Origin of the sequence: Flavobacterium rhizophilum (assembly GCF_046000485.1) — a bacterium.
GTDB lineage: Bacteria > Bacteroidota > Bacteroidia > Flavobacteriales > Flavobacteriaceae > Flavobacterium > Flavobacterium rhizophilum.
In genome coordinates this window covers 340,169-353,900 of record NZ_JBELQB010000003.1, presented here as the reverse complement: position 1 = coordinate 353,900, position 13,732 = coordinate 340,169, and the positions used below count along the sequence as shown (strand labels likewise).

The window sequence follows — 13,732 nt, the reverse complement described above, 5'->3', positions numbered from 1 at the left end:
ATGTACGTCGCTGTATTAGCGGGTGCAAAACTAGTAAAGTTTTTCTTTTCTGCAAATATTTTCTGAACTTTTTTTTCGAAGCCTTTTTAAAGCAACTCCCTTTATTTAAAAGGGCTTCAGAACATCTACACTACCAAAGAACTTCGCCGTTATTGCGGGTGCAAAAGTAGCCATCTTTTCCACTTCCGCAAACTTTTAATGCCTTTTTTTTAATCTTTTTTTAACCTTATTTCATAACTTACTGAAAAAGTGACTTTTGAAGGAGGAAGTTTTTTGAGTAAAACAGGAAATAACAGAGAACAGACCAAAACAGCTCTACTTTATATAGTATAATGTAATAACAGCCCCTACCCTAGCCTATAGTTATGTCATTAGTATAAACTGCGTGTTAATTTACTTACAAAATATTGATATACAAGTATTTATAAATATTTTAATTATTTAAAACTAACAAATAAATAGTTTGATTCATATTATAAATATTCTGTTAATTGTTTACTAAAAAACACAATATCAAGCATTTATTGATTTTTTTAACATATAACTTTATATAACCTAACAGACAGGTTCTTTGATCACCGAATGTTAAATAATCACTAAAGTATATGAATCGCCTTACTAACAAAAGCATATATTTTTTTAAAACGAGATTAAGTTCTGCGCATCCTCCTTAATATCTGGGGCGCATTAACAGGAAACCAACTAATCAATTATTAATTTAATCTCATTTTATCATGAAAAAAATATACTTTTTAATCATTATTATGATAATGGGTCTAAGCTCCGGCTTTGCACAAAACAATTACTCCTATTATTATAAGGGTAAAAAAATTCCTTTAGACATTAATAAGGAATACCTAAATATCACCGTTACTAACCAGTTTAATGCAGATGAAATAAAACCGCTTGGTTTTGAGGTTGTAGGCATTGCCAGTGCTGCCACAAAAGAAACCCCTCAGGTTATTAAAGTGCATTTTACCGATTCTCCGTCGGAAATTGAATATTACCAAAAGCTGAACGCGCTAAGAAAACTCCGCAGTGTTAACCATGTATCTTATTATATAGAGAGGGGGCACGATGCCGAACCTATTGGGGTTTCAAGTGTTTTTTATGTTAAACTGAAAAGCGAGGGCGACATTGCATTACTTAATAAGGTTGCCGATGAAAAGAATTTAACCGTAATCAAACAAATACCATATATGCCGCAATGGTATATTGTTACTATTAATAAAAATAGTACAGAAAATGTGTTTGATATTACTAACTATATATATGAGACAGGTAATTTTGACGATATTGACCCTGCTTTCATGTTCAATTTTAATAAGAGATGTACAAACGACCCAATGTTTGGCAGTCTTTGGGGACTTAACAATTCTTCTAATCCAAGTTTTGATATTAATGCATGCCAGGCCTGGACTATTACCGAAGGTAACGGTATTAATGTTGCCGTACTGGATCAGGGGATTGATGTGTCGCATAACGACCTTAATGCCAATATCGGTTCGACAGGTTTCGATTCACAGTCGGGCACACCACCAAGTGTGTTTAACCCCTCCAACGATCACGGTACTCACGTAGCCGGTACAATTGCTGCTGTTAAAGATAATAATTTACAGGTAGTGGGCGTGGCTCCGCAGTCAGACCTTATCCCTGTAAGTCATGACCTTTATATATCGTCTACCATTTCGGCCGAACTTGCCAGTGGTATGAGTTGGGCATGGCAAAACGGTGCCGATATTATTAGCAACTCATGGGGTGACCAGGGTGGTGCTTTTTACAATGATCTTCAAAGTGCTGCTTTAGAGAACGCAATTACAAACGCGCTTACTTTGGGGCGTGGTGGGCTTGGTACTCTTGTAGTATTTGCTGCAGGTAACTGGTCTCCGGCTATGGACTATCCGGGTACTTATCATAGTGACATTACAACTGTAGGCTCAATTACCTCTTCAGGCGCACGTTCGTCATTCTCGGGTTATGGTAGCAATCTGGATGTTGTAGCTCCGGGATCAAACGTACTGTCAACACTACCGGGTAACAATACAGGTTATAAAAGCGGAACCTCTATGGCAACACCACATACCAGTGGTACACTTGCGCTTATACTATCTGTCAATCCATGTTTAACCGGTGCACAGGCAAGAGATATACTGGAAAGCACCTGCCAGAAAATAACCGTTTCTTATGGCACAACTGCCGGAAGACCAAACGGAACATGGAGCACACAAATGGGATATGGACTTATAGATGCTTATGCCGCCGTGCTACAGGCACAGTCCACCACATCAAATAGTTACGACCTATATGTTAAAGATTCGTCAAGCCCTTTTGATAATGGTGACGAACCTAATAATGTTACACCATATATGTGGGCAAGTCCCGATATTTGGGTAAGGGTATACCCTGATAACGGTTTAACACATCAAAATCCTGATTATAGCCCATGGAATACTCCAAACACTGTATATGTAAGGGTTAAAAACAGAGGGTGTGTTGCCACAGATGGTACAGATAAATTAAAACTATACTGGGCAAAAGCAGCAACATCACTAAACTGGCCTAATGCATGGAACGGTTCAACTTATGTAGGTGGTGTATTAATGGGCAACCAGATAGGTACACAAACAATACCAGTAATGCAGCCGGGTGACGAGATTATAATTCCGTTTTCATGGGTAGTGCCAAACCCGGCTGATTATTCTTCAATCAATCCTGAACCATGGCATTTCTGCCTTCTTACAAGGATAGAATCTGTAAACGACCCTATGACCTATATAGAAACCAGCGACCTGAACGGAAATGTTAAAAACAATAATAACATTGCCTGGAAAAATGTATCAGTCGTTAATACAATTAACAACGATGCTCCTCCAAGCGGTGTAATTGGAGTAGGTAACACTTTTGAACAGCCAAAATTATTTGCTCTTGAGTTTAGGGCAGATGAAGAAGAGCCGGGTGCCCCAATTTTTGAAGATGCCGATGTGGTTATAAAAATGGACGGTCAGCTTATGGAAGCCTGGGCTGCAGGCGGACAGGCTATGGAAGGTATTGAGTATATAGAAGGCGGAGAAGATATGCTTATCGCATCGCCACAAGCTACACTCCCTAAAATGCTATTCCATCCGGAGCAATACGGCACGCTAAACCTACAGTTTAAGTTCCAGCCGGATGCATCTGAAAAAATTACTTATACCTATCATGTAATTCAACGTGATGTGGAAACCGGCAGAATAATAGGTGGTGAAACTTATATAATTAATAGAGGTAAACCACACGAAAACGGAGAAGCAGTGGCGGTACAGGAAACAGATTATATAACATCTGTAGCTCCTAACCCTGCCTCAAATTCTGTAACCGTACAATATAATGTAACAAGCAGCGACACCGCAAGCATTATGATTATAGGTAGTTACGGCTCGCAGGGAGATAAAACTAATTACGACATTGATGTAACTAAAAATGAGGTTACTCTTGATATTAGCAAATACCCTTCAGGCTTCTATACTGTAGCCCTGGTATGTAATGGTAAAATAATGCATACTAAAAACCTGTATAAAAAATAATTAACTTAGTGCCTGCATGAAGTATGCAGGCACTTTTTTTAAAAAACTAACAAGCTATGAAACAGTTAAATACAACATTTATATTACTTTGTGTATTTGTTATTTCCTGTAGCAGTAGCGATAACAACACTACAGTTATACAAAACACACAACTGGTGGCAAAAGGTTATTTTATGCCGCAAGACGGAGAGTTTAACCCTAATAACCAGTACCTGGCGATTACATCACAAAGCCAGTGGGATAATCTTATTGATACTTTACAGGATGCCGACCCCAATGTTCTAGAGGGATTTACCGAAACAGATATCGATTTTAATGCCTTTGAAGTTATAGCAGTAATACAAAAAAAGAATAGCAGCACAACTGTAGATATTACTAATGTTGCCGAAACTCACAACAATATTATTGTTACAGTTAAAAACCTTTCGCAAAGTGCAATACAGGATGTGGCCTACCCCTATCATTTTATAAAAATTGAAAAGTCTAATAAACCTGTGGTTTTTGAGTAACCTGTTTTTTTATTGATTACTACTATTAAAACTGTGTTTAAAAATAGAGTCTGTTGTTACATCCTCACGGTAAACACCTATCCTTAATGCGGCAACCAAACTGTCTTTAATTTTAAAAAAAGCTTTTTTATCGGTTTGATTATAGCACAGTAACGAATCACCAAGTTTAATATAATCTTCCCCCATGTAATTTATAACGTCTTTTACAGGCATACCTATACTCACCTTATTATTATATAATGAAATTCCTTTTTCAAAAAGGCAAATCTCTGTAAACTCGTCGGTTAACTTATCATAAACATAAGGGTTAACAGAGTCATACACCACCAAAGCCCCAATAACACCTCTATCCCCTTCATTATCTGACGTAAAATAATACACTCCGTAGTAATTATTTTTCCCTTTGTCGGGATAAATACTCACCCTTTTTTTATTTAAAAATGAAGTAGTTATATTACGCCCCACCTGGCGTTTAATATCCTGCACACTTATATCTTCATCTAAAAGTAAGTGCTTAACCTTTGCTACTTCAAACTTAGCAGGTGTTTCTGTCACTTTCTCATCAATACTTTCTTTACAGGAAAACAGCACAGCTATAATAACAGGAACAGCTATTAGAAAAAGTTTTTTCATATATATAAATTAGAGTCCGCCAATACTTACACTCCACTCATTATTACGTTTTATAAGGTACAAATGAAGATTATGATCGTTAGGACAGGGAACCTGCATATAATGTTTAGGAAAAATACAAAAGCTTACTGAATTTTCACTAAGATGCCCCTGTTGGAGTAAATCCTGATAAGAGATTTTTGAAATGATGTTTTTAAGCACGTCATCAAAAACAAAGTCAAAATAACGGGGCATATCCCCTTTGTTGATATCTACATTTGCATACTTCTCTTCATTTTTAATATAAGTAATGGTATCACAGCTATAGGAATACTTAAACAGTACCGGATGTATAGCCCTGATAGGATAGTCTAACCTGGCAGCCGTACTTTTTACATTATTGGTACTGATGTCTTTTTTAAAATCTTTCCAAAACTGCTTTAACCCCACAGTATCAGGAAACACCTCTTTTGGCTGTTCTGTTTTTGGAGTAGCAACCATTTTAGCATCAGGTTTTTTAAACTGTCCTTCAACAACTACAGCAATAGTATCCTTGTCTTTTATTTGTATGGGCGATGTATCATCTGTCTCAATACGTAACGCAGTTCCTAAAGTAAACGGATTTTTAACCACCAGTAAAGATGCCTGAGAAAAAGTGTATTGTGCATCTATCTTTAAAGTTAGCTTTAGTTTATTATCGTTTGTTAGTTGCTTTTTATAAACATAACCTGCTCCCTCACCATTAATCGTAACAATAGTTCCCTCAGTTACGCCATCTATATTATCAAAAACCGCATATACATCATAGTAACTGTTATTACAACCTATAATTAAAAACGGTAATAATAAGTACAAAAGCTTTCTCATTGGTAAGGTTTTCTAAAAAATACGATTTCACTTAAAATAAAAAAGCATGGATAACTCCATGCTTCATATAATGTTATTTTTTACAACATCCGTCAAGCTCCTCATAAGCAACCGGATCGGCTTTAATATCATCAGCGTCATATCCCAGCTTACTAATTGCCGTTTTTATAGTAGTTAAATCAGTCTTCTTTGTATTATAGGTAACACTAATAGTCATAGCCTCCTCGTCAAGCTGAACCATTTGTACGCCTTTTGTTTTTAGCAACCCCAGATTAAGCCTGTCTCCGCACGACTCACATTGTTTACAATGATCGCAGTAAATAGCGGTTTTAATAACTGTTGTCTGAATCTTTTTTTGCTGTGCAAAAGCATTAGCCGACATAAAAAGCACTAAGGCAAAAAATAATGTTTTAAGTAATTTCATGGTTGTTTATTGTTTTTCCAAATATAAGATACCATTTCACAAAAGCAAAACTGAAATCCTCAGCTTAAACTATTTTATTTTTCCAAGCAGTGAGAGTAAAAACTCTTTGTACACATCTCTGGTATAGGCTTTTTTCATAAGGGCTTTTGCGGGAGAATCAGAGACCGAGGCTATAAACTGCTCTACCTTATCGTCACAGGTTTGTTTCCAGTTGGCCAACTTCGCAGCATCCGGCATAGTAGTAACCTGATGCTCAATCATACCTGTAAATTCTTTTATCTGCCTGTTTATACAGTAATTACTGTCTTCCAGCTCACGGCATTGTGGTTGGATTTCGGTTTCGGGATGCAAAAAATACCATCCGCCGTAGTGTTGCTCTATATAAGCTGCAGTAATTTTTTGCTGAGCATGCCCTGTAACTCCCAGGGTTAAAAACAGCAACATGGTTAGTAATGTTTTTGTCATAAATGTTTGTTTAGCCGATAAATATAAGAATTTTACTGCTTTACAATTATCAAAAAGTTTTACCACCTAATTGAATATTGCTTTATAACATCTCTTATAGTGTGACATTGGTTAAGCCTATCTTTAAGATCTGTATTATCATCTCCTTCTTTATAATCTAAACTATTTAATCCGTTAAACATATATTCCTTTACTTCATCAAAACTTATCTGTTTGTTTTGGTACTCAAACACATAACGATAGATAGGCACGAAAAACGGAACAAATTTTCTCCAGGCAGCTATCAATTCCTTACCCGTAATTTTAAAAACATATCCGTTACCATCAACTAAAACTCTGTTTAGGTGATGATCGTCAAAAACTTTTTGAGAAACACCGGGCATTATACCGCTATATTCAATAAGCCCTAAAACCTCTTCGCTGTTCCAGTCTTTTACAGAAATATCTAATAAGGGAAATTCAGGTTGTATTTTCATTAATTCAATTCATTAATCATTTTTAAAATGCTCCCTTACATCCTGTTCATTAAAATCAGGGGTCCAGTTTGGATTAATACGGGCAACCTCCTCAGGCCATTTTGCAGGATTTAGCTGTTTAAGGTTATTTAACTGAGAAATGGCTTTTTCCACACTCCAGTCCGATTTTTTATCATCAGACAACATTACGTTTTTGCAGTTGTCCTTAATCCAGTCTTGCCTCAAAAACATAATAAAATTAGGTTCGCCGTCATCTTCAAGATCAATATCACTGGCAAACAAACAGCACTGGCATTCGGCTTCACGTGTAAAAAACGGAACAGGTTTTTCCAATAGTCCTGTCACCTCATTACTCCCACAAACCGGACACATAACGGGTACATCCTCATACCCCTGGTTAACCGATGCTATAAGTACATCGGCAATTTTATTAATATTATCCTTTCCTATATTTTTTCCGGCAAGGGCAATAGTGGTTTTACCTTCAGTAAATTCAAACGACTTATCACTTAGTGTGTCCCATTCTGCCTTAGTATAGTTTACCTGTTTCTGTATCGGAACTAAAAGAAAAAAAATACGGTAACGCACAGTAAGGGTTTTAGCAACAGTATCTACCTCTGCAAAAGTATATTCCTTATGTATAATAAGGTAAATCAAAAGCACACCTACAGCTATATAAGCATTTTGGTTAATGCTGCCGTTTATTAGCAGATATAAAAACACCAGGCAAATAACAACATATAGTATAGGCCTTATTATATTGAACCACGGTGCTTTAAAAGTATGTTTCATTTTTAAATATTAAGTTGCGCTAAAGTAAGTATTTCCTGCCAAAGTTTACTATTTAAAAAAGTAAAACCCCGCACAAATGGCGGGGCCTCAAATTAATAACGCAGGTGTATTCTAACGGTAAGCCTACTGTATTCGGCTAAACTCTTCAATGCATTTTTTGGCACTTTGCTTAGCAACAGCCAGTGCGCGCCGACGCGCTTCAGGGTCGGTTTCCACATTGTGTTTCTTGAGATAATAGGTAGTGGTCTTATCAAACTCCTTTTGCAGCCCCTGTATAAAGGCTTCGAGTTTACCCCCTCCGGCAGAAATGTAGGTACTGTCGGCATTAAACTCTTTCAAAAAGTTTTTGTAGGCAACAAGGCATGCGCTTTCCAGCTCTTTTTCAAACTCACCGTAATCAAAACTCATGGCAAATACTATTATAACTATCTATTGGTTGAATGAACGGCAAAATAAATTATAATACACCCAAGCACAGTTATAAAATTCTACATGAAATTAGTAAGATTTGTCAGGCGATAGCCACATTATCAGATTGTGAGAAGAATCACTATTTTAAATGATAAATTTTGAATTTTGAATGAAATCCTTCCTGTCGTCAGGATGACAATCACCCTCCGTCATTTTGATTGCAAGGAAGTGAAGTCGAAACACGAGGCTGAAAAGGCGAACTGATGAAATAAATCTCTAAACAATGACAAGCAGAGTAAGCACATCACAGTGGCAAACGGCCTAAGGTGCTGTGGCGTATAGAAAATTATAAACGAGGCGTGAAAAAGCATCCGCTGTTTGAGGCGATAGCCGAGTTCGGATGGTTTAGCCGAGAGCCATAATTTTTAGCCTAAAGCATCTAAGCCCGACTTTTTCGTTCTTTTGTGTCACGGACAAAAGGACAAGTATTAATTTATTGAGATTTCTCCGCTCCACTTCGTTACGGTCGAAATGGAAAAGAGCCTATTCCTATCGTCAGGATGACAACCCTATCTATTATTATTTACAGTCTTAAAATTAATACACTACCTTTTTACTAACACTCCTGTTTACATCAATAACATAAAACAGCGCCTGTATATCATTTACATGAAGTTTAAAATCGGTAAATTCCGGACTATCATTTAAAGAGTGGCACACAATATAGCCCTCTTCGGTATTGTGTTCAATAACCTCTTTTAGTAACGGCATCTTACTTTGAGTAGTATAAATAACCCAGTACGGAAAATCACGATAACGCAACTTGTTTGTCCAGTGTTGGCGTTGCAGTTCGCGTGTGCTAACAATACTATTTCGGCTAATGGCATTACTACTGCCGTCATCCATACTATCGCCGTTAACCTTAAACGCCACATAGCGTCCCTGCACCGGTTTGTCTACCAATATCCCGTGCTGACTCAAATCCATAAGGAAGTCGGCATCCTGATAATTACTCAGCAATCCCGCCTGTACATTAAAGTCGGCTAGTGGCATTAGCATATAATACTGTCCGTTAGGCAGCTCTATAAACTTATTCCCGTTTTTGTTTTCAAAATCAACCGGAAGCTTCACCACTTCACTGCTCTTAACAATAATGGTATAAGGTGTATCGCTGTTAAGCACCTTATTAAGTATCTCCATTTTAGAATTGGGTATGGGCCTTCCTTTCTCATAATTAATAATGGTTTCGCGACTTGCACCTATCAGGTCGGCCAACTCGCGTTGGGTTAGCCCCAGGTGCTCCCTCTTCTGTTTAATCTCTAATGCGTCCATATTCAATACTTTATCGTAACTGTTGATAACTTTTAGATGTTAAAAAGTGATTTTTTACACTTTCGTATTTTGAAATGTGGAATATTCCACTTAATTTTGTACCAATGTTTGAGCAAAGATACACATTATATGCAAATAAACAATAATATTACACATCAAATTGTGGAACTTAGCGAAATAAAAAAAGGATACAATCAGTACTTACGTTCTTATGAAGCACAGCAGGATGTAGAGAATTACACTTACATACTGGAGCAAAAAGCCCATGTAAGTGCCCGCTTAAAGCAACTTTACACTAAGCTGGCACAACAACAGGCAACACAGCAGCACAACCCTGCCCCGGTACGTTACACTAAATACACACCCTGCAGCCATGAACAAAGTGCAATACTACACTTTAATAACGATAAAAGGTTTAGTATTACTGAATGATTAAGACAAAAGACAATTACTCATTAATCTATTATCTGTCATCTATCCTCTTTAAGTCTTTAAAAAATTAACTTAAAAACGCCTTACGCCATGAAAAATCTTATCTGCCAGTTAGAATCGGTTAACCGCCTTATCAGCGAATGCGAACAGGAAATACAATCCATTCAAAACCTGCCTTACTATTCGGTTTTTAAGCTGGAAGACCAGCGTACTTCCGATTTAACCCAACTCACTTCTCAGTTAAAGGGATACCACTCCCAAAAAATTATCCTGCTAAACCAGCTGGAAACTTCACTAAAATTTGAAAAAGCCGCAAGCGAACAATATGCCATTGCGGGGTAATTCGATTATTTGGTTATTCGATTATTTGATATGACATACCAATACACAAATCAACAAATAGCCAAATCCACTTTTTTAATTCTTCAATCATTAAATCTTTAAATCCAAATCCCATGACAATTACAGGAAACATTGAAAACATTGAGTACCGCAACACAGCCGGACATGAAAAAAAAGTAGTAACCATAGTGCCCGATCATCGCCAAAGAGCCTTTGTGGAGTTTCGCGGACGCAAAATGGACGAGCTGCACGGCCTTAAGGAAAACGACGAAATACAGGTTAATGTAATGCTGGAAGGTAAAATATCCAAAAACAGCGGCATACAATACAACAACCTTGTAGCACAGGAAATAAGAGCAATAGTAAGATAACCACAAACATTAAACATAAAATCATGAAAACTAAACAGGAAGAATATACCCGTAAAATACTGGAGCAACTGGAAACCCTTTTTATAGAAAACAGCGACAATGCCATTTCCCTTACCGAACTGGAAGACAATAACAACGCTGCCGATTTTTTCCATGCCCTGGCAAACCTTGCTCCGGCTGTGGTGTACAGTCAGCTTACGCAAAAACAGGTAAACACACTGGAGTTTAACCATGTTGCTAACCGACTGTGTATGATAAATGCCGTTCGATAATATGTTGTTTGCCTATTAAATACAAAGAAGCAAATAGCCGAATAACATTATCACAAAATATTAACATTTACTTGAGAAACCTTTAATACTTAAATAGTTAATTTCAATTTCGTAAGATTGAAAAATTGAACATTTAAAATTTAAAATGTCACCTGCCCTTTTGGGAACCTTAATCTTTAAATAGTATAATTATTAAATCTTAAATCAAACGAACCATGCAATATAAAATAAGAGGAATAGTAGTAGCCGTAGGCGATACCAAAACAACCAAAAAAGGTACAGCACTAAAACAACTTCAGTTTGAACAGGAAGACGGCAAATTGTTTTACCCTACCGCACTGGGTACCAAAATAGAATTACTGGACGATATGCTGCCGGGCGATGTGGCCGATCTTGAATTCCACATTAGCGGATCTAAAGGCCTATACAATAATGTAATTATTGATAATGTTGTAAGGGTGTAAAGCACCTTCAAAATGCCTGCAAAAAGGCTGCAAAAAAATATTTGAAATGAATTTTTGCACTTAATGAGCAAAAAAAACCTTCCGCATATAGCCCTCTATGTGGGCGACTGGGAACGTGATTGCAATGTTTTATCGCTGGAAGCCGAAATGGCCTGGCTTAAAATAATTTTTAAAATGCACCTTTCGGGTAACGAGCCCGTATACAAAACGTCAGCAAAAGGGCTGCAAATTCTCTGGAAATGTACAGCCGGTAAAGCTGCCGAAATTATTGATGAACTCAGCATTAATAATATATGTATAATAGATGAAATCACAGGAGGTTACAGTTTTACTTCCCGACGTTTACAACGTGAAAAAAACATCTCACAAACACGTTCTCAAGCTGCTAAAAAACGACGTAATAAAGCAGAAGAAAACACAACAACCCTAAACAAAACATCAGCAAAAGTGTTGCAAAACACTGACATTGACAATGACAATGATATTGACATTGAAGTTGAAATTAAAACTGATTTTGACGGAAAAGAGGGTATGGGAGAAAAACCAACGGTTGTACTGCCCTACCCCTCGGCCGAGTTTGCCCGCCAATGGCAACTCTGGAAAACCTACCGCCACAATGAGCACAACCAAAACTACCAAAGCGCCGAAAGTGAACAGGCAGCACTCCTACAGCTAACCAACCTTGCCCAAGGTAAACAAACTACCGCCATAGCTATACTGCACCAAAGCATAAGCAAAGGCTGGAAAGGACTATTTGAAATAAAACCACAAGGCAATGCAGGGAAAGAACCTGCCTCAAAGTCGAAAGTTAAGTATAGCGACGACTTCAAACGAAAAATTGCTAAGCGTTTACAGTCCGGTTAACTGCATGCGCCACGGCGGGAGGCTTACCACTATCGACAAAGCCATAAATGCCCCCGCCCCCACACTGGGAACACTGCAACGCGAAAAGAGTAAAGATTTTGCCATAGGCCTTACAATGGGTTGGCTGGTGTACCTTAACGATATACTTAACCTAAACAAACCCATGACCGAAGATCAAATTGAGCTTTGTGCCATAGAGGTAAACGAAACCTACTATACCCTCAAAATAAGCGACCTTACCTTTTTGTTTAAAAAAATAATCAGTGGTGCTTATGGCGAATTTTACGAAAGCCTCACCATCCCAAAGGTATTATCGTTTTTTAGGGAATACTTTGAAGAACGCTGCCAGCTCGCCGAACAGCAGTCACTACGTACTCATAACGACGACAAAAGCCATTCGGAATTTAATTACTCTAAAAACATTAAAAGGGTATTAACAGGCAGTACAAGGTATAAGTAGTATTGAGTAGTCAAAACTAAAGCTTCACCCTTTAAAGACTTTCGACTTTCAACTTTCGACTTTTGACCTGAAGACTTTGGACTATTTGGTCTCCCGTTCTTTGACATATTGTTTTTTCTTTTTCCTGTCATTTCGAATCGAAGCGAAACGAAGGGAGAAATCTCAATTAGATTCCTCATTACGCTGCGCTCCATATCGGAATGACAATCCTGCTGTCATTTCGAACCGCAATGAAATGAAGGGAGAAATCTTGTTTTCTTTTATTATGTTTGCCATATAACACACCTTATTATGTATAAAACTTTAGGCACACATAACTATTATATATACATCCTCACAAATAAAAATAAAACCGTTCTTTATGTAGGCTTTACAAACAATCTAAAAGAGAGGTTATATTATCATGAAAATCCTGAAGCACAGTCAAAATCTTTTACCACTAAATACAAATGCTTCTATTTAATTTACTGGAAACATTATGATGTTGTCGATATCGCAATAACAAGAGAAAAAGAAATTAAAGCCTGGAGGAGAGAAAAGAAAGAAAAGTTAATAGCCCAATTTAATCCTGAATGGAATTTTTTAAATAACGAGATTTGAGATTCCTCATTCCACAATGCCCCATATCGGAATGACATACACGCTGTCATTTCGAACCGAAGGGAAACGGAGGGAGAAATCTCAATTAGATTCCTCATTACGCTGCGCTCCATATCGGAATGACAATCCTGCTGTCATTTCGAACCGCAATGAAATGAAGGGAGAAATCTCAATTAGATTCCTCATTACGCTACGCTTCATATCGGAATGACAACCACACTGTAATTTCAAACTGTAATGAAATAAATTTGATTTTGTTTATGTACTCTAAAAAAGCTTAGTAATCAACAGCCCTAAGCCTAAAATTAAAGAGAAACTAATTATAAAATTATAGGCATTGCCTTTTTGAATATAGCTGTCTAATTTTTGTTTACGACCAAAAAACACCCAACGCAAAAAAGCACCGGGGTAAATAAAAAGAAATCCGGCAATAAATTCAAAAACTATTTCCATTACAAAATCCATCTGCTAAAACT

General features: G+C 37.1%; 19 protein-coding genes. 10 read left to right on the top strand and 9 right to left on the bottom strand.

What is annotated here, in order from left to right:
- Positions 1-734: 734 nt before the first annotated feature.
- Positions 735-3,563 (top strand): S8 family serine peptidase, encoded by a 2,829-nt coding sequence (locus tag ABS768_RS05730; RefSeq protein ID WP_408074014.1) that lies wholly within the window; start codon positions 735-737, stop codon positions 3,561-3,563.
- Between the two features lie 56 nt (positions 3,564-3,619).
- Positions 3,620-4,072 (top strand): hypothetical protein, encoded by a 453-nt coding sequence (locus tag ABS768_RS05725; protein ID WP_408074013.1) that lies wholly within the window; start codon positions 3,620-3,622, stop codon positions 4,070-4,072.
- Positions 4,073-4,081: 9 nt separating this feature from the next.
- On the opposite strand, the gene ABS768_RS05720 is transcribed toward ABS768_RS05725, so the two are convergent.
- The 8 genes from ABS768_RS05720 to ABS768_RS05685 all read right to left on the bottom strand — a co-directional run bounded on the left by ABS768_RS05720 (position 4,082) and on the right by ABS768_RS05685 (position 9,451).
- Positions 4,082-4,705: a hypothetical protein gene (locus ABS768_RS05720; RefSeq protein WP_408074012.1), complete on the bottom strand. Its 624-nt coding sequence runs from the start codon at positions 4,703-4,705 to the stop codon at positions 4,082-4,084.
- A gap of 9 nt (positions 4,706-4,714) precedes the next feature.
- On the bottom strand, positions 4,715-5,551 hold the full coding sequence (locus ABS768_RS05715; RefSeq protein ID WP_408074011.1) for an MlaD family protein: 837 nt from the start codon (positions 5,549-5,551) through the stop codon (positions 4,715-4,717).
- Positions 5,552-5,624: 73 nt separating this feature from the next.
- Entirely contained in the window at positions 5,625-5,975 is a 351-nt protein-coding gene (locus ABS768_RS05710; RefSeq protein ID WP_408074010.1) for a heavy-metal-associated domain-containing protein, read from the bottom strand.
- A gap of 69 nt (positions 5,976-6,044) precedes the next feature.
- Positions 6,045-6,440, bottom strand: a complete 396-nt coding sequence (locus tag ABS768_RS05705; RefSeq protein ID WP_408074009.1) for a hypothetical protein — start codon at positions 6,438-6,440, stop codon at positions 6,045-6,047.
- Positions 6,441-6,499: 59 nt separating this feature from the next.
- On the bottom strand, positions 6,500-6,916 hold the full coding sequence (locus ABS768_RS05700) for a hypothetical protein (protein ID WP_408074008.1): 417 nt from the start codon (positions 6,914-6,916) through the stop codon (positions 6,500-6,502).
- A 12-nt stretch (positions 6,917-6,928) separates the two neighbouring features.
- Positions 6,929-7,708, bottom strand: a complete 780-nt coding sequence (locus tag ABS768_RS05695; protein ID WP_408074007.1) for a hypothetical protein — start codon at positions 7,706-7,708, stop codon at positions 6,929-6,931.
- A 123-nt stretch (positions 7,709-7,831) separates the two neighbouring features.
- A complete protein-coding gene (locus ABS768_RS05690; protein ID WP_330444249.1) occupies positions 7,832-8,116 on the bottom strand; it encodes a hypothetical protein in 285 nt (94 codons plus the stop codon).
- 600 nt (positions 8,117-8,716) lie between these two features.
- Positions 8,717-9,451 (bottom strand): helix-turn-helix transcriptional regulator, encoded by a 735-nt coding sequence (locus tag ABS768_RS05685; RefSeq protein ID WP_408074006.1) that lies wholly within the window; start codon positions 9,449-9,451, stop codon positions 8,717-8,719.
- A gap of 129 nt (positions 9,452-9,580) precedes the next feature.
- Between ABS768_RS05685 and ABS768_RS05680 the strand changes: the two genes are divergently transcribed.
- The 8 genes from ABS768_RS05680 (at position 9,581) to ABS768_RS05645 (ending at position 13,256) form a co-directional block, all read left to right on the top strand.
- The gene (locus ABS768_RS05680; protein ID WP_408074005.1) at positions 9,581-9,883 is read left to right on the top strand and encodes a hypothetical protein; all 303 of its coding nucleotides are present in this window, start codon (positions 9,581-9,583) and stop codon (positions 9,881-9,883) included.
- A gap of 90 nt (positions 9,884-9,973) precedes the next feature.
- Positions 9,974-10,225 (top strand): hypothetical protein, encoded by a 252-nt coding sequence (locus tag ABS768_RS05675; RefSeq protein WP_408074004.1) that lies wholly within the window; start codon positions 9,974-9,976, stop codon positions 10,223-10,225.
- Between the two features lie 113 nt (positions 10,226-10,338).
- Entirely contained in the window at positions 10,339-10,596 is a 258-nt protein-coding gene (locus ABS768_RS05670; RefSeq protein ID WP_408074003.1) for a hypothetical protein, read from the top strand.
- 23 nt (positions 10,597-10,619) lie between these two features.
- On the top strand, positions 10,620-10,868 hold the full coding sequence (locus ABS768_RS05665) for a hypothetical protein (RefSeq protein WP_408074002.1): 249 nt from the start codon (positions 10,620-10,622) through the stop codon (positions 10,866-10,868).
- Positions 10,869-11,083: 215 nt separating this feature from the next.
- Positions 11,084-11,332 (top strand): hypothetical protein, encoded by a 249-nt coding sequence (locus tag ABS768_RS05660; protein ID WP_035136234.1) that lies wholly within the window; start codon positions 11,084-11,086, stop codon positions 11,330-11,332.
- Positions 11,333-11,395: 63 nt separating this feature from the next.
- Positions 11,396-12,196 carry a hypothetical protein gene (locus ABS768_RS05655; protein ID WP_408074001.1) on the top strand — a complete coding sequence of 267 codons (801 nt, stop codon included), beginning with the start codon at positions 11,396-11,398 and terminating at the stop codon, positions 12,194-12,196.
- On the top strand, positions 12,108-12,656 hold the full coding sequence (locus ABS768_RS05650; RefSeq protein ID WP_330444241.1) for a hypothetical protein: 549 nt from the start codon (positions 12,108-12,110) through the stop codon (positions 12,654-12,656). The genes ABS768_RS05655 and ABS768_RS05650 overlap by 89 nt, the downstream gene beginning before the upstream one ends.
- A gap of 291 nt (positions 12,657-12,947) precedes the next feature.
- On the top strand, positions 12,948-13,256 hold the full coding sequence (locus ABS768_RS05645) for a GIY-YIG nuclease family protein (protein WP_408074000.1): 309 nt from the start codon (positions 12,948-12,950) through the stop codon (positions 13,254-13,256).
- Positions 13,257-13,523: 267 nt separating this feature from the next.
- Here the strand turns inward: ABS768_RS05645 and ABS768_RS05640 are convergent, their stop codons facing one another.
- The gene (locus ABS768_RS05640; RefSeq protein WP_408073999.1) at positions 13,524-13,721 is read right to left on the bottom strand and encodes a hypothetical protein; all 198 of its coding nucleotides are present in this window, start codon (positions 13,719-13,721) and stop codon (positions 13,524-13,526) included.
- Positions 13,722-13,732: the final 11 nt, after the last annotated feature.